Raw genomic sequence first — 15,120 nt, forward strand, 5'->3', positions numbered from 1 at the left:
GCCATCCACCCCAGCAAAAACGTATTAAGCCCGCTGCGCCAGCCAGGCATGCAATTCAGAAAAACGGTCGATCGACAGGCGCGGTTCGAACTGCTGCAGCGATTCGATCGATTGCGCGCCGTAACTGACCGCCACCGAATCCATCCCGGCGTTACGCGCCATCAGCAGATCGAACGACGAGTCACCAACCATCAATGCCTGCTCCGCACGCACACCACAATGCGCAAGGATCTGTTCCAGCATCAGAGGGTGCGGCTTGCTCGCAGTTTCATCGGCAGCACGGGTGATATCGAAATATTCTTCCCAGCCATTGGCCTTGAGCACGCGATCCAGCCCGCGACGATTTTTGCCGGTCGCCACAGCCAGGTGATAACCCTGCTCGCGAAAGGACGCCATCGACTCGACGACGCCTTCGAACAACGGCGAAGGCACGGCTTCGGCGGCGATGTAGTGATCGGCGTAATACTCGCGAAACAAGGTCATTTCAGCGTCGCTGATTTGCGGATACAAGGTGCGGATCGCCTCGGGCAGACCCAGGCCGATGATGCCTTTTACGGCGAAATCATCACGCAACTCGAAGCCGGAACGCCCGGATGCAGAGTGCATCGCCTCGACGATCCGATGAATTGAATCGGCCAGCGTGCCGTCCCAATCGAAAATCAGTAGCTTGTAATCAGATGGGCGCACTCAATCGCTCCACGGTCTTGGCCCACATTTCGTCGACCGGTGCTTGCAAGGTCAGCTTGCCACCGTCCGGCAGCGGCACGGTCAGCATGTAGGCGTGCAGAAACAGACGCTTGCCGCCCAGGTCGCGAATTTCCTTGGTGAAACCTTCATCGCCATACTTGCTGTCGCCAGCGATGCAATGGCCGGCATGCAGAGTGTGCACGCGAATCTGGTGGGTACGACCGGTAACCGGTTTGGCCTCGACCATGGTGGCGAAATCACCGAAGCGGCGCAGCACCTTGAACATCGTCAGGGCTTCTTTGCCTTCTTCGTTGACCTCAACCATCCGCTCGCCAGAACGCAAATTGCTCTTGAGCAATGGCGCGCTGACTTTCTTGATCGAGGTCGCCCAGTTGCCGCGCACCAGCGCCATGTAGCGCTTGTCGACGCCGTCGCCACGCAATTGTTCGTGCAAGTGGCGCAACATGCTGCGCTTTTTCGCGATCATCAGCAGGCCGGAGGTGTCACGATCGAGACGGTGCACCAGTTCCAGCTCTTTGGTATCGGGGCGCAACTGACGAAAGGCTTCGATGACGCCGAAATTCAAGCCGCTGCCACCGTGAACCGCAATGCCTGCGGGCTTGTTGATCACGATCAGGGCTTTGTCTTCGAAGACAATCGAGGCTTCCAGGCGCTGCAACAGGCCTTGGGCCAGTGGCACCGGTTCGTCGCGCTCAGGCACGCGAACGGGCGGCACGCGCACGATATCGCCGGCCTGCAGCTTGTATTCGGGCTTGATCCGACCTTTGTTCACACGCACTTCGCCTTTACGCAAAATCCGGTAAATCAAGGTCTTGGGCACGCCTTTGAGCCGGGCGAGGAGAAAATTGTCGATTCGTTGGCCGGCATACTCCGGCGAGACTTCAAGCAATTGAACGCCTGGAGTCGAAGGGGCAGTAGTTGTCATGCCGCGGATGATAACAATTTTTATGGAATTGAAGCACTTAATCATTGCTGCTATAGTCGCGAACGCCGCCAAAAGCGGCCTGGACAGAGGAATAACGGTCAAAAACCGGCCCTGACCAACGCAATTCACCAGGACGCGAGGCCGTCCTACGGGGCTTTCGCTACGTAACGGTGGAGTTTGCAGTTGTAACAAGCGCAGGTGACATGAGGCCTGAATTACACCGTCGAGCAGAGTTTTTACTCGCCTGACAGGCACACATTCAAGGCCAGTTCACAAAGTGCAGTCAGCTGCAGATGACCCCGAGCGAAAGCTTCGGAAACATCGCCTGAATTAGCCATGATGCGTGACCTCCCCTATCGGAGCTCACGGTAAATGCCAACCCGCTGCGGATTCTGCGCGCGGCAGCACCCGAATTATCAGGGATACGTGTAGGGTGGAGATGCACAACCGCTGGACTGTGTAGCAATAGGCTTTATCAAGACGCTTCATCTCGTCCACAGCCGCTGGTTGATTCCTCCTCCTGACTGAGTGCTTAAGTAGCCACAGCAAGCAGGACGCGTACGTCGCGATATCGGCCCAATTGGTCGCACATCGCTGGACACGGGAATGGCCAACCACTCCCGACGCACCTGACACCGACCGTGAGAAGTCGTGTGTGCCGAACGCCGTTTCCGGCAGCCCGGAAACCGACGGTACTACATGAAAAGAATGCTGATTAACGCAACTCAACCCGAAGAGTTGCGTGTTGCACTGGTAGATGGCCAGCGCCTCTACGACCTGGACATCGAATCCGGTGCACGCGAGCAGAAGAAGGCCAACATTTATAAAGGCCGCATCACTCGCATCGAACCAAGCCTTGAGGCTGCCTTTGTCGATTTCGGCTCTGAGCGCCATGGCTTCCTGCCCCTCAAAGAAATCTCCCGCGAATACTTCAAGAAAGCCCCTGAAGGCCGCGTCAACATCAAAGACGTCCTGAGCGAAGGCCAGGAAGTCATCGTTCAGGTCGAAAAAGAAGAACGTGGCAACAAGGGCGCAGCCCTGACCACCTTCATCAGCCTGGCCGGTCGTTACCTCGTGCTGATGCCGAACAACCCGCGTGCCGGCGGTATCTCCCGTCGCATCGAAGGCGAAGAGCGCAATGAACTGCGTGAAGCGCTGAACGGCCTGGTTGCACCGGCCGACATGGGTCTGATCGTGCGCACTGCAGGCCTTGGCCGCAGCAGCGAAGAAATGCAGTGGGACCTCGATTACCTGCTGCAACTGTGGACCGCTATCAAAGAAGCATCGCTGGATCGTTCCGCGCCATTCCTGATCTACCAGGAAAGTAACGTGATCATCCGCGCCATCCGCGATTACCTGCGCCAGGACATCGGCGAAGTGCTGATCGACAGCGTTGAAGCTCAGGACGAAGCCCTGACCTTCATCCGCCAGGTAATGCCGCAGTACGCCAGCAAGATCAAGCTGTACGAAGACAGCGTGCCGCTGTTCAACCGTTTCCAGATCGAAAGCCAGATCGAGACCGCTTTCCAGCGCGTCGTTGAACTGCCTTCCGGCGGCTCCATCGTTATCGATCCGACCGAAGCCCTGGTGTCCATCGACATCAACTCGGCGCGCGCCACCAAAGGCAGCGACATCGAAGAAACCGCTCTGCAGACCAACCTTGAAGCCGCCGAAGAAATCGCCCGTCAGTTGCGCCTGCGCGACATCGGCGGCCTGATCGTCATCGACTTCATCGACATGACCCCTGCCAAGAACCAGCGCGCCGTGGAAGAGAAAGTCCGCGAATGCCTGGAAGCCGACCGCGCTCGCGTGCAGATCGGCCGTATCTCGCGCTTCGGCCTGCTGGAAATGTCGCGTCAGCGCCTGCGTCCATCGCTTGGCGAAAGCAGCGGCATCGTCTGCCCGCGTTGCAACGGCACCGGCATCATCCGTGACGTTGAATCGCTGTCGCTGGCGATCCTGCGCCTGATCGAAGAAGAAGCCCTGAAAGACCGCACCGCCGAAGTTCGCGCACAAGTGCCGATCCCGGTGGCCGCGTTCCTGCTCAACGAAAAACGCAACTCGATCACCAAGATCGAACTGCGCACCCGTGCTCGCATCGTCATTCTGCCGAACGATCACCTCGAAACGCCGCACTTCGAAGTGCAGCGTCTGCGTGACGACAGCCCGGAAGCCGCGACCAACCAGTCCAGCTACGAAATCGCTGCTGCCGCTGCCGAAGTCGAAGAAGTCCAGCCAGCCGCTGCGACCCGCACCCTGGTTCGCCAGGAAGCCGCGGTCAAGACTGCACCGGCCCGCGCCAACGCTCCGGTTCCAACCGAAGCCGCCGCCGCTCCGGCTGCACCGGCACCGGCGCCAGTGGCCGTGCCAGAGCCAAGCCTGTTCAAAGGCCTGGTGAAATCGCTGGTCAGCCTGTTCGCCACCAAAGAAGAGCCAGCCGCTCCGGTTGCCGTTGAAAAACCGGCTGCCGAGCGTCCGGCCCGCAACGAAGAGCGTCGCAACGGTCGTCAGCAGAGCCGCAACCGTAACGGTCGCCGCGATGAAGAGCGCAAGCCGCGCGAAGAACGAGCACCACGTGAAGAACGTGCACCGCGCGAGCCGCGTGAAGAGCGCGCGCCACGTGAAGCCCGTGAGCCGCGTGAAACTCGCACCGAAGCACCGGTAGCCCGCGAAGAGCGCGCACCACGTGCCCCACGTGAAGAACGTGCACCACGCGCTCCGCGTGAAGATCGCAAGCCACGTGGCGAGCGTGAAGAACGCGTACGTGAACTGCGCGAGCCACTGGACGCCGTTCCAGTTGCTGCAGCTGCCGTTGCCGTAACTGCTGAAGAGCGTCCAGCCCGTCAGCCACGTGAAGAGCGCGCACCGCGTCCGCCGCGTGAAGAGCGTCAACCACGCGCCGAGCAGGCCGTTGCTGCCGTTGCTGAAGAAGAAGTGATCACTGCTGAAGAGCAACTGCCGGAAGACGGTTCGGAGAACGCCGAAGGCGATCGTCCACGTCGTCGCTCGCGCGGCCAGCGTCGTCGCAGCAACCGTCGTGAGCGTCAGCGTGATGCCAACGGCAACGTGATCGAAGGTTCGGAAGAATCCGAATCCGAGTCCGAAAATGCTGAAGAGCCAAGCACTGCCGATCTGGCTGCCGGCCTCGCAGTAACTGCCGCGGTTGCCAGCAGCGTGATCAGCGCTCCGGCTGAAGCACAGGCCCACGAGCAAGCTGAACGCGCCACTGCCGCTGTGCAGGAAACTGCGCCAGTGGAAGCGCCGGTTGTTGAAGCGACCACTCCGGTAGAAGTGATTGCTGCTCCGGAAGTCGAAGTGGCACCGGTTCAGGAAACCCTGCCTCAGGTCGAGCCAGCACCCGTTGTGGTTGCCGAGTCGACGGTTGAAACCGTTGCTGAAACCGTGACCGAAACCGTGCGTGAAGTTCGTGAAGAACAGACCGCCTTCAACTGGGTTGCCGAGCCGGCTGTGACCGAAGCACCAGCACCTGTTGCTGAAGCTGAAGTCCCGCAAGCCATGGTTTCCGAGCCAGTGGTTGCGGCCGCCGAACCTGCTCCAGCGCCAGTCGTTGAAGCTCCGGTGGTTGAAGCGCCTGCAGTTGAAGCGCCGGTAGTTGCCGAAGCCCCAGCTCCAGCAGTTGAAGCACCGGCTCCGGTCAGCGCCCTGGCAGCAAACGGCCGCGCGCCAAACGATCCACGTGAAGTGCGTCGTCGCAAGCGTGAAGAAGAGCGTCTGCAGAAGGAAGCCGAACAGGCTGCCGCTGCTGCTCCGGTTGCTGAAGTGGTCGAGGCAGCTCCTGCCCCGGTCGCTGAAGAGGCGGTTGTTGAAGCGGTCATCGCTGAAGCACCACGCTCCGTTCAGGACGCGGTAGAGCATCACCAAGAGGCCGAGGAAAAACAACACGAGCCTAAACCTCTCGTGTAATTCCCGAAGCCGTTAAAAAGCCCCGCCCGGTGAAAACCTGGCGGGGCTTTTTTATGCCTCAACTTTAAGCCAAAGCGCTATCCAATGTGGGAGCGGGCTTGCTCGCGAATGCGGTGTATCATCCACCATTATTGTTACCGGCAGACCGCATTCGCGAGCAAGCCCGCTCCCACAGGGAATTTGTGTGAAAGTTCAGGTATGGGGGAAAACCAATGCCTGCGGTACATCGATATCCCACAACACCCCGGGATCATCCACCGTCACCTCAATCACCCGGCCCTGCTCGAACAACGGCCGAGCCCCGCGATCACCGCTCAGCGCCAGCAACCCCGCACCAAACGACCGGCCAAACCCCACTGGATGCCCAAATTCGCCATCCTGCACCGGCACGCTCACCGCATCATCAGCTATGGCTGCGATCACCCGCTCAATACTCGACGGCAAGATAAACGGCATATCCCCCAGCACAATCAGCCAGCCATCCGCCTGAGGACAAGCCGCGACACCGGCCGCAATGCTGTCGCCCATCCCGGTCGATTCAATCGAGACGACATCGCAACCATAAGCCTGCGCCATGCGCATCGCCTGCGGTCGCGCCTCGGTCGTCACCAGCACCCGCTTGTCGAGAGCGGCCGGCAGATTCACCAGCACCTGCTCGATCACTGAACGCACCGCGCCGTCGCGACCGGTGCAATCGGCCAGCAACTTGTCCTTGTCAGCACCCGCCACCTGACGAAAGCGACTGCCCTCGCCCGCCGCCAGCACAATCACTGCGATGGATCGACTCATGCGTCCTCCATTGATTTTTTCTGTTTCAACTCGACGCCGTTCTTGATTGCGACGATTTCCGCCAGCAAGGACAAGGCGATCTCCGCCGGCGAATGACTGCCGATATGCAAACCGATGGGGCCGTGCAATCGATCAATCGCCTCCACCGACAAGCCTAGCTGAGCGAGATTCTCCCGGCGCTTCAGACTGTTGACCCGCGAACCGAGCGCGCCGACATAAAAGGCTGGCGAATCCAGCGCCGTGAGCAGTGCCATGTCATCCAGCCGTGGGTCATGCGTCAACGCGACAATCGCCGTACGTTCGTCGGTCTGAATGCTCAGCACCGCTTCATCCGGCATGCCTGCAACGAAACGTCCGTGATGCTCTTCCCAGCCATAGACGAACTCGGTACGCGGATCACAGATCAGCACTTCAAAATCCAGCAGTCGCGCCATGTCCGCCACATAGCGCGACAATTGCCCGGCACCGATCAACAACAATCGCCAGCGCGGGCCGTAGATCGCGCGTAAGGTCTTGCCGTCGAATTCGAGCGAATCGGTTTTGCTCGCCGCCGACAGCGCAACCTCACCGGTTTCGATGTTCAGCTCACGGGCGACGATTTCATGCGCCTCGCAACGCGCCAGCAACTCGGCGACCCAATGGGGATCGCCGACCCGCTCCTCGGTTAAACGCAATGTACCGCCACACGGCAAACCAAACCGCGCAGCTTCTTCACGGGTGACACCGTAGGTGATCAGTTGCACCGGCGGCCCGTCGACAGCAATCCGCCCGTCGTGCAGACGCGCGATCAAATCATCTTCGACACACCCACCCGACACCGAGCCGATCACCACGCCATCCTCGCGCAATGCCAGCGTCGCACCGGGCGCCCGGGGCGCGGTGCCCCAGGTCTGCACGACACTGAACAGCACCACCCGTTGCCCGGCGCGGCGCCATTCGAGAACGCTGCGCAGGACATTGAGGTCGACGCTGTCCATTACGCCTCTGCCTTCTGCCAGCCTTGCAACTGATAACGCACCGGCAGATTGCGGATGCGCTTGCCGGTAGCGGCGAAGATCGCATTGCACAGCGCCGGCGCAATCGGCGGCACACCGGGTTCACCAACACCGCCCAGCGGCACGTCGCCCGGTGGCGTCACCAGGTGCACCGCGACCTCCTTCGGCGCCAGCGACATGCGCGCTACTTCGTACATGTGGAAGTTGTCCTGCTGGACCTTGCCGTCCTTGAAGCTGATTTCACCCAGCACCGCATTACCCAGGCCCATTACGCAAGCGCCTTCGAACTGCGAGCGAATGCGCTCAGGGTTGATCTGCGGCCCGCAATCCACGGCGATATCTGCCTTGTGCACGATCAGCGTGCCGTCGTCTTTAACTTCGACTTCGATCACCGCCGCCACGTAAGTAACGAAGCTGTAATGCACTGCCAGCCCGAGACCACGGCCCTTGGCCAGTTTGCGCCCCCAACCGGCAGCTTTCGCGGCAGTTTCCAGCACGGCGCGCATACGCCCGGTATCGATCGGATAACGCTCGGGAGATTCACCGTAGTTCCACTCCTCGCTCAGCGTGCGCGGGTCGATCTGGCGATCAGGGCCAAGGAGTTTGATCTGGTACTTGAGTGGATCTTCACCGGCCTTGTGCGCCAGTTCATCGACAAAACTCTGGATCGCGAAACCATGGGGAATGTTCGACACCGAGCGATACCAGCCAACCCGCGTGTGCACGCTAGCCTCGGGATTTTCCAGGCGCACATTGGGGATCGCATAAGCCATGTTGGTGAAGCCCATGCCCAGCTCGAATGCCGCTTCATGGTTCATGCCCGGCGCGAACAGCGCGGTGATGCTCGGCGCCACGGTGCGATGCAACCAGCCGGACGGCATACCGTCCTTGCCGACGCCAGCCTTCAGGTACTCGGCAGACACGGTATGAAAATACGAGTTGTGGATGTCGTCCTCGCGCGTCCACTGCACCCGCACGGCTTTGCCGGGAAACTCCTTGGCGAGGACCGCCGCTTCGACAACGAAATCGGGTTTCGACTTACGCCCGAAACCACCGCCAAGCAGCGTGACATTAAAGGTGACGTTGTCGAACGGCAGGCCAAGGCGCTCGGCAATTCGCTCGCGGGTGACTTGCGGCGCCTGACTCGGCGCCCACGCTTCACAGACGCCGTCCTTGTAGCGGGCGATAGCAACCATCGGCTCCATCGGTGCCTGCGCCAGATGCGGCAAATAGTAGGACGCTTCGAGGGTGCTGGCCGCGCTGCTCAAGGCCTTGTCGATATCACCGGTGTTGCGCACCACTTTGCCGGGTTTCAGCGAAGCGGCTTCCAGCTCCTTGCGATAGGCAATCGAGTCGTAACTGGCATTCGGGCCGTCATCCCATTCGATCTTCAGCGCCTCACGGCCCTTGATCGCTGCCCAAGTGTTGCTGGCCACCACGGCCACACCACCTAGCGGCTGAAACTCGGAAGGTAACGGACGGCTTTCGATCTGGATAACTTTGAGCACGCCGGGGACTTTCAGCGCGGCGCTGTCGTCGAGCGATTTGACCTTGCCGCCATACACCGCCGGACGGGCAATGGTCGCGTACAACATGCCGTCGAAATGCACGTCGGCGCCATAGACCGCGCGCCCATTGACGATGTCTGCACCGTCGATGGCCTTGGTGCCTTCTTTGCCGATGTAGCGAAATTCCGACGGCTGCTTGAGGCGCAGACTGTCACGCGCTGGAACCGCCAATGCGCTGGCTGCAGCGGCCAGTTCGCCATAACCCAGCTCGCGCCCGGACGGTGTATGAAGGACTTTGTGCAATTGCGCGCGGCATTCGCCGACAGGGACTTGCCACTGCGCAGCCGCAGCCTGCTCGAGCATCGTCCGCGCTGCTGCGCCACATCGCCGCATCGGTTCGTACCAGTGACGCATGCTGCGCGAACCGTCGGTGTCCTGGTTGCCGAAACGCACTTCATCGCCCGGCGCCTGCTGCACTTTGACCTTGGCCCAATCGGCGTCCAGCTCATCGGCGACAACCATGCTCAGACTGGTGCGCACGCCCTGACCCATCTCCGAGCGGTTGCACACGACGGTAACGCTGCCGTCGGCGGCAATGCTCACATAGACTTTCGGATCGTCGATCCAGCCATTGGGCATGCCATCGGCGCCGAACTGCTTCGGCTTGTCTTCGGCCAATGCGTCCTGCCAGCCCCAACTTGCGGCCAGCACCAATGCGCCCGTCGCGCCGACGCCCTTGAGGAAACCCCGGCGACTGAGATTGCTCAGGGCGAAATCATTCGGCAGACGGCTCATGCCTTGGCCTCCTTCAGATGCGTGGAAGCCTGGCGGATCGCGGTTTTGATGCGGTTATAGGTGCCGCAGCGGCAGATGTTACCGACCATCGCTTCTTCGATCTGCTCGTCGCTCGGGTTCGGGTTGGTCTTGAGCAACGCCGTGGCCGACATGATCTGGCCGCCCTGACAGAAACCACATTGCGCGACCGCCGTGTCGAGCCAGGCTTGCTGAACGACTTGCCCGATCGGGTCGGCATGCAGGTTGTCGATGGTGGTGACGTTCTGCCCGATCACCGAGCCGATCGGCGTGATGCAACTGCGCGCCGGCAAGCCGTCGATGTGGATGGTGCAGGCGCCGCACAGGCCCATGCCGCAGCCGAATTTGGTGCCGTTGTAGCCGGCGACGTCACGGATTGCCCAGAGCAGCGGCATGTCTTCCGTGACATCGAGTGGATGGTCCTGGCCATTGAGTTTCAGGGTAATCATGGGCACGCCCGCATATTTTTGGTGGTTATGGGGTCGAGCAATCTGCCGCCGTTGAATCAGCGGTGGTTCACGCAGATCGACTCAGGCTAATCGGCCGATACACATCAGTGAAGCTGAACACTGAACCTGTGGCGAGGGAACTTGCTCGCGCTGAACTGCGCAGCAGTTCTCTGCTTTGAGCGAGGGGCGCTACGCGTCCCAGCGGGAGCAAGCTCCCTCGCCAAAGAATTCATTGCTTGCTGATCTGCATCTGACCGGAGGCTCTCTTGTGCCGACGCGAACGTCTGCAACGGGCCTTTGGTGGAGCAAATGACGGTTATCGTTAGCTCGCTAAGTTAACCCAGCGTTAACAAAAAAGCCCTGCACTTTTTAATCAGTGCAGGGCTTTGGATGGCGCCTTGAAAGCGTAGCCTCAATACCGATTGGGCTCCATCTCCAGGTCGACATTGAAACGTTCGGCAATGTCTTTCTGGATACGCTGCGCCAGATCGAGCAATTGCAGGCCGGTTGCCGCGCCGTAATTGACGAGCACCAGCGCCTGCAATTTATGCACGCCGGCGTCGGCTTCGCGGAAACCTTTCCAGCCAGCACGCTCGATCAGCCAGCCGGCGGCAAGCTTCATCCGCCCGTCCGCTTGTGCATAGGCCACCACGTCCGGGTGCTGCTGTTTGATCTGCGCGACGATGGCCGGCGACACCAGCGGGTTCTTGAAGAAGCTGCCGGCATTGCCGAGTACCGCCGGATCCGGCAGTTTTTCGCTGCGGATGCTGCAAATGGCACGGCTGACGTCGGTCGGCGTCGGTTGTTCGATGCCCTGCTCGGTCAGGCGCTGACGCACCGGGCCGTATTCCAGGTGCAGATGAGCGACGCGATCCAGTTTGAAACGCACGCGCAGAATCAACCAACGCCCCGGCTGCTGTTTGAACAGGCTGTCGCGGTAGGCGAAGTTGCATTCTTCGAGCGTAAAATCGCGCAGCTCGCCAGTCTGGCGATCCAGTGCAGTCAGCCCGGCGAACACATCCTTGATCTCGACACCGTAGGCACCGATATTCTGCATCGGCGCAGCGCCAACGGTGCCGGGAATCAGGCTGAGGTTTTCCAGTCCGGAAAATCCTAGCGCCAGCGTGTGCTGCACAAACCCATGCCACGGCTCGCCCGCTTCTGCCTCGATCACCACGCGGTTGCCGTCATCGCTGACAACACGAATGCCACGGGTGGCCATGCGCAGCACCAGCGCCGCAATGTCGGCAGTCAGCAGCAAATTACTGCCGCCGCCGATCACCAGCAACGGCACGTCGTGAGCAGTGGCATAGGCCAGTGCTTCACGGACATCGGCGTCGCTATGGGCTTCGGCGAACAGTTGCGCGCGAACATCCACGCCAAAACTGTTGAACGGTTTCAGGGAAACCTGCGGTTGCACCTGCAAACTCATAACCGGCCCTTCACTTCGATCAACAATTGGTCACACGCAGCTTCAATCAGATCGAGCACCTGCTCGAAACCTTGATCGCCGTCGTAATACGGGTCCGGCACTTCATCGACCAGACCGGCATAGCGACGCAAGAACAAATCCAGTTCGGCCTTGCCGGTGGAAGGCTGCAAAGCCTTGAGGTTGCGCAGGTTGCTGTTGTCCATCGCCAGAATCAGATCGTAACTGGCGAAATCGGCGCGAGTGACCTGCTGCGCGCGTTGCGCCGACAGGTCATAGCCGCGCACCTTGGCCGCGGCCTGGCTGCGTTTGTCCGGCGGATTGCCGACGTGCCAGTCACCGGTGCCGGCGGAAGCCACTTCGACCTGATCCGCCAGCCCCGCAGCGCGCAGCTTGTGGCGCAACACACCTTCGGCCGTGGGCGAACGGCAAATATTGCCCAGGCACACAAACAGAACGCGCATCAGGCCTCCAGCAGGCGACGAACGCGCTCGAGGTCTTCAACCGTGTCGACACCGGTCGGCGGCGCGATCAACGCATCGGCGACATGAATACGCACGCCGTGCCACAGGGCACGCAATTGCTCCAGCGATTCGGTGTTTTCCAGCCAGCACGGGCCCCAGCTCACGAAGTCCTGGAGGAAACCGGCGCGGTAGGCATAAATGCCGATGTGACGACGGTACGGCACGCCTTGCGGCAATTGCTCGCGGCTCTTGGCGAACGCATCGCGCGCCCACGGCAAGGTCGCGCGGCTGAAGGTCAGCGCCAGACCGTTGATGTCGCTGACCACCTTGACCACGTTCGGATTGAACAGAGTGTCGACGTCCTCGATCGGCTCGGCCAGCGTGGCCATGCGCGCTTCGGTGTGGGCGGCCAGATTGGCGGCGACCTGATCGATCACGCTCGGCGGGATGAGCGGCTCGTCACCCTGCACGTTGACCACGATCGCATCCGGCGCAAGGCCCAGTTTCGTCGCGACCTCGGCCAGACGATCAGTGCCGGAATTGTGATCTTCACGGGTCAGCACCACTTCGGCGCCAAAAGCCTTGCAGGCTTCGACGATGCGCGCGTCGTCAGTGGCGACCACCACACGACTGGCGCTGCTTTTGCTCGCCTGTTCCCAGACATGCTGGATCATCGGCTTGCCGGCGATGTCCAGCAGCGGTTTGCCCGGCAGACGGGTCGAGGCGAAACGCGACGGGATGACAACGGTGAAGGCGGTGGTCATTTATCCAGACGCTCGTCGGTGGTCAAGGTGCGCGCTTCGCTTTCGAGCATCACCGGGATGCCGTCGCGGATCGGGTACGCCAGGCCGGCACCCTTGCTGATCAGTTCGGTCTTGTCGGCGCTGAGCTTGAGCGGGCCTTTGCAGATCGGGCACGCGAGGATGTCGAGCAATTTGGTGTCCATGAACATTCCCTGGATAAAAGAGTTAAGGCAAAAGCCGATCCGGCAGCAGGCGCATCAACTGTGTGTCGAACCAGGCCACGAAGGCCGGCGACGGCACGGCATCGACCGCCAGATACCACCAGTCGGCAGCAGCGAAGGCACGGCACTTCACCGCGTCCTTTTCGGTCATCACCAACGGCAACGACGGTGTGAAATTCAAGGCCTGCACGCTGTATTCGGCGTGGTCGGCAAACGCATGCGGGACTGCTCGCCAGTCTAGCGCTTCGAGGGTATTGAAGAAACGTTGCGGATTGCCGATCCCGGCGACCGCGTGTACGGCCTGACCCGACGGAAAATGCTCGAGCGGCTGGCGCTCGCCACTGCGCAAATTGACCAGCGCGGTGGGTTGCAGGCGGAAAGCGAAGCCGTCGTCGCGGTCTTCAGTGGCACCGTTGAACAGTACGCCGTCGACGCTTTGCAGACGTTCGATCGGCTCACGCAACGGCCCGGCCGGCAGGCAGCGTTTGTTGCCGAGACCACGGGCGGCGTCGATCAGCACCAGCTCCAGATCCCGCGCCAGACGATAATGCTGCATACCGTCATCAGAGAGGATCAGATCCAGCGGTTCGCTGGCGAGCAAGGCTTTGACGGCGGCGCTGCGATCGGGGTCGATCATCAACGGCACGCCGGTGCGCTGGACGATCAGCAGCGGCTCGTCACCAGCGATGTCAGCGGTTTGCTCGGCTTCAACGCGCCATGGCAATTGCGGCGGCTTGGCGCCGTAGCCACGACTGACCACACCGACGCGCAAACCGCTGCGTCGGCAGTGTTCGATCAGCCACAGAATCATCGGTGTCTTGCCGGTGCCGCCAACAGTGATGTTACCGACCACAATCAAAGGCACCGGTGGCTGATAGATCTCACCCTCACCGTCGAGAAAACGCTGACGTTTGTTGACCACCACGCGGCGATACAACAGTTCCAGCGGCCGCAGCAGCGCCAGGGCCGGGTGCCCCTGATACCACGCGGCGAGCAAACGATCGGCCAGGCTCATCAGGATTTCGGCGCCGCCTCAACCGTGGTCATGCGCAGATGGCTGAAACCGAGCTTGCCGGCCGCGTCCATGGCGGTGATCACTGATTGATGCTGAGTCTTGCCATCGGCACTGATCGACAACGGCATGTTGGTGTCACCGTTGGATTCTTTCTGCATCGCGTCCATCAGGGTCGCCAGATCGTTTTTCGGCAGAACCTTGTTGTTCACCGAAAACACGCCTTCAGCGCTGATGGCCACGTCGATCTGCTTGAGTTGCTGATCTTCGGCCGGCGAGCCGCTGACCGCTTCCGGCAGATCAACGCGCAGCTGGGTTTCGCGGGTAAAAGTCGTGGTCACGACGAAAAACAGCAACAGGATAAACACCACGTCGATCAGCGACGCGAGGTTGATGTCTATCGTTTCCCGAGGTTTGCGACGGAATTTCACGCGCGCCCCTCGGTCAGGTCGACGTCACGGTCGCCCTGCACCACTTCAACCAGTTTGATCGCTTCCTGTTCCATGCCCACCACCAGCTCATCGATGCGGCGTTGCAGGAACCGATGGAAGAACACCGCTGGAATACCGACCATCAGGCCTGCAGCGGTGGTAATCAGTGCCTTGGAGATACCACCGGCCAAAACCGAAGCGTTGGTGGTCATGCCGGAACCGGTGAAGGCGCTGAAAATATCGATCATGCCCAGCACGGTGCCGAGCAGTCCGAGCAACGGCGACATGGCGGCGATGGTGCCCAGCGCGCTGACGTAGCGCTCGAGTTCATGAATCACCCGCGCGGCGGCCTCTTCAATGCACTCTTTCATGATCTCGCGACCATGCTTGGAGTTGGCCAGACCGGCGGCGAGGATTTCCCCCAGCGGCGAGTTGGCGCGCAATTCCTTGAGTTTTTCTTTATTGAGCTGTTTGTCCTTGATCCAGACCCAGACCTGACCCAACAGGTGCTCGGGGGTGACGCGACTGGCGCGCAGGGTCCACAGGCGTTCGGCGACAATCGCCATCGCCGCGATGGAACTCAGAATGATCGGCAACATCATCCAGCCGCCGGATTTGACCAATTCCCACACAGTGACAGTCCCCTCGAAAAAGTGCGCCACTTTACCATACCGGTCAGCGATTAAGACCCGCCGCCCCGACGACCGTG

The 15,120-nt window shown here is 60.8% G+C and carries 14 protein-coding genes; 1 reads left to right on the forward strand and 13 read right to left on the reverse strand.

Annotated features, from left to right (window positions below; genetic code table 11):
* Positions 1 to 24: 24 nt before the first annotated feature.
* Positions 25 to 687: an HAD-IA family hydrolase gene (locus C2E19_RS21755; RefSeq protein WP_129395029.1), complete on the reverse strand. Its 663-nt coding sequence runs from the start codon at positions 685 to 687 to the stop codon at positions 25 to 27.
* On the reverse strand, positions 674 to 1,633 hold the full coding sequence (gene rluC / locus C2E19_RS21760) for a 23S rRNA pseudouridine(955/2504/2580) synthase RluC (RefSeq protein ID WP_129395030.1): 960 nt from the start codon (positions 1,631 to 1,633) through the stop codon (positions 674 to 676). The genes C2E19_RS21755 and rluC overlap by 14 nt, the downstream gene beginning before the upstream one ends.
* A gap of 699 nt (positions 1,634 to 2,332) precedes the next feature.
* Here rluC and rne point away from each other — a divergent pair.
* The gene (rne, locus tag C2E19_RS21765) at positions 2,333 to 5,557 is read left to right on the forward strand and encodes a ribonuclease E (protein ID WP_129395031.1); all 3,225 of its coding nucleotides are present in this window, start codon (positions 2,333 to 2,335) and stop codon (positions 5,555 to 5,557) included.
* A gap of 192 nt (positions 5,558 to 5,749) precedes the next feature.
* Here the strand turns inward: rne and C2E19_RS21770 are convergent, their stop codons facing one another.
* From C2E19_RS21770 to C2E19_RS21820, 11 genes are all read right to left on the reverse strand, one after another.
* Positions 5,750 to 6,346: a nucleotidyltransferase family protein gene (locus C2E19_RS21770; protein ID WP_129395032.1), complete on the reverse strand. Its 597-nt coding sequence runs from the start codon at positions 6,344 to 6,346 to the stop codon at positions 5,750 to 5,752.
* Positions 6,343 to 7,323, reverse strand: coding sequence for an XdhC family protein (locus C2E19_RS21775; RefSeq protein ID WP_129395033.1), 981 nt, complete (start codon positions 7,321 to 7,323; stop codon positions 6,343 to 6,345). The genes C2E19_RS21770 and C2E19_RS21775 overlap by 4 nt, the downstream gene beginning before the upstream one ends.
* Positions 7,323 to 9,644, reverse strand: coding sequence for a xanthine dehydrogenase family protein molybdopterin-binding subunit (locus tag C2E19_RS21780; protein WP_129395034.1), 2,322 nt, complete (start codon positions 9,642 to 9,644; stop codon positions 7,323 to 7,325). Before C2E19_RS21780 ends, C2E19_RS21775 begins: the two co-directional genes overlap by 1 nt.
* Positions 9,641 to 10,111: a (2Fe-2S)-binding protein gene (locus C2E19_RS21785; RefSeq protein WP_129395035.1), complete on the reverse strand. Its 471-nt coding sequence runs from the start codon at positions 10,109 to 10,111 to the stop codon at positions 9,641 to 9,643. The genes C2E19_RS21780 and C2E19_RS21785 overlap by 4 nt, the downstream gene beginning before the upstream one ends.
* A gap of 412 nt (positions 10,112 to 10,523) precedes the next feature.
* Positions 10,524 to 11,543 (reverse strand): UDP-N-acetylmuramate dehydrogenase, encoded by a 1,020-nt coding sequence (gene murB / locus C2E19_RS21790; protein WP_129395036.1) that lies wholly within the window; start codon positions 11,541 to 11,543, stop codon positions 10,524 to 10,526.
* Positions 11,540 to 12,004, reverse strand: a complete 465-nt coding sequence (locus tag C2E19_RS21795) for a low molecular weight protein-tyrosine-phosphatase (RefSeq protein ID WP_129395037.1) — start codon at positions 12,002 to 12,004, stop codon at positions 11,540 to 11,542. The genes murB and C2E19_RS21795 overlap by 4 nt, the downstream gene beginning before the upstream one ends.
* Complete coding sequence (gene kdsB, locus C2E19_RS21800) at positions 12,004 to 12,768, reverse strand: 3-deoxy-manno-octulosonate cytidylyltransferase (protein ID WP_129395038.1); 765 nt, start codon at positions 12,766 to 12,768, stop codon at positions 12,004 to 12,006. The genes C2E19_RS21795 and kdsB overlap by 1 nt, the downstream gene beginning before the upstream one ends.
* Positions 12,765 to 12,950: a Trm112 family protein gene (locus C2E19_RS21805; RefSeq protein WP_003174668.1), complete on the reverse strand. Its 186-nt coding sequence runs from the start codon at positions 12,948 to 12,950 to the stop codon at positions 12,765 to 12,767. The genes kdsB and C2E19_RS21805 overlap by 4 nt, the downstream gene beginning before the upstream one ends.
* A gap of 22 nt (positions 12,951 to 12,972) precedes the next feature.
* Positions 12,973 to 13,983: a tetraacyldisaccharide 4'-kinase gene (gene lpxK, locus C2E19_RS21810; protein WP_129395039.1), complete on the reverse strand. Its 1,011-nt coding sequence runs from the start codon at positions 13,981 to 13,983 to the stop codon at positions 12,973 to 12,975.
* Entirely contained in the window at positions 13,983 to 14,411 is a 429-nt protein-coding gene (locus tag C2E19_RS21815) for a biopolymer transporter ExbD (protein ID WP_103307264.1), read from the reverse strand. The genes lpxK and C2E19_RS21815 overlap by 1 nt, the downstream gene beginning before the upstream one ends.
* Positions 14,408 to 15,043 (reverse strand): MotA/TolQ/ExbB proton channel family protein, encoded by a 636-nt coding sequence (locus tag C2E19_RS21820; RefSeq protein WP_129395040.1) that lies wholly within the window; start codon positions 15,041 to 15,043, stop codon positions 14,408 to 14,410. The genes C2E19_RS21815 and C2E19_RS21820 overlap by 4 nt, the downstream gene beginning before the upstream one ends.
* Positions 15,044 to 15,120: the final 77 nt, after the last annotated feature.

It is taken from the genome of Pseudomonas sp. DTU12.3 (genome assembly GCF_004124275.1).
GTDB classification, from domain to species: domain Bacteria; phylum Pseudomonadota; class Gammaproteobacteria; order Pseudomonadales; family Pseudomonadaceae; genus Aquipseudomonas; species Aquipseudomonas helmanticensis.

What these genes read in the sequence shown, in the direction of transcription:
- C2E19_RS21770 (WP_129395032.1), bottom strand. Translation starts at nt 6,346, where the DNA reads ATGAGTCGATCCATCGCAGTGATTGTGCTGGCGGCGGGCGAGGGCAGT.
- murB (WP_129395036.1), bottom strand. Translation starts at nt 11,543, where the DNA reads ATGAGTTTGCAGGTGCAACCGCAGGTTTCCCTGAAACCGTTCAACAGT.
- rluC (WP_129395030.1), bottom strand. Translation starts at nt 1,633, where the DNA reads ATGACAACTACTGCCCCTTCGACTCCAGGCGTTCAATTGCTTGAAGTC.
- C2E19_RS21785 (WP_129395035.1), bottom strand. Translation starts at nt 10,111, where the DNA reads ATGATTACCCTGAAACTCAATGGCCAGGACCATCCACTCGATGTCACG.
- C2E19_RS21795 (WP_129395037.1), bottom strand. Translation starts at nt 12,004, where the DNA reads ATGCGCGTTCTGTTTGTGTGCCTGGGCAATATTTGCCGTTCGCCCACG.
- C2E19_RS21805 (WP_003174668.1), bottom strand. Translation starts at nt 12,950, where the DNA reads ATGGACACCAAATTGCTCGACATCCTCGCGTGCCCGATCTGCAAAGGC.
- lpxK (WP_129395039.1), bottom strand. Translation starts at nt 13,983, where the DNA reads ATGAGCCTGGCCGATCGTTTGCTCGCCGCGTGGTATCAGGGGCACCCG.
- C2E19_RS21775 (WP_129395033.1), bottom strand. Translation starts at nt 7,323, where the DNA reads ATGGACAGCGTCGACCTCAATGTCCTGCGCAGCGTTCTCGAATGGCGC.
- kdsB (WP_129395038.1), bottom strand. Translation starts at nt 12,768, where the DNA reads ATGACCACCGCCTTCACCGTTGTCATCCCGTCGCGTTTCGCCTCGACC.
- rne (WP_129395031.1), top strand. Translation starts at nt 2,333, where the DNA reads ATGAAAAGAATGCTGATTAACGCAACTCAACCCGAAGAGTTGCGTGTT.
- C2E19_RS21780 (WP_129395034.1), bottom strand. Translation starts at nt 9,644, where the DNA reads ATGAGCCGTCTGCCGAATGATTTCGCCCTGAGCAATCTCAGTCGCCGG.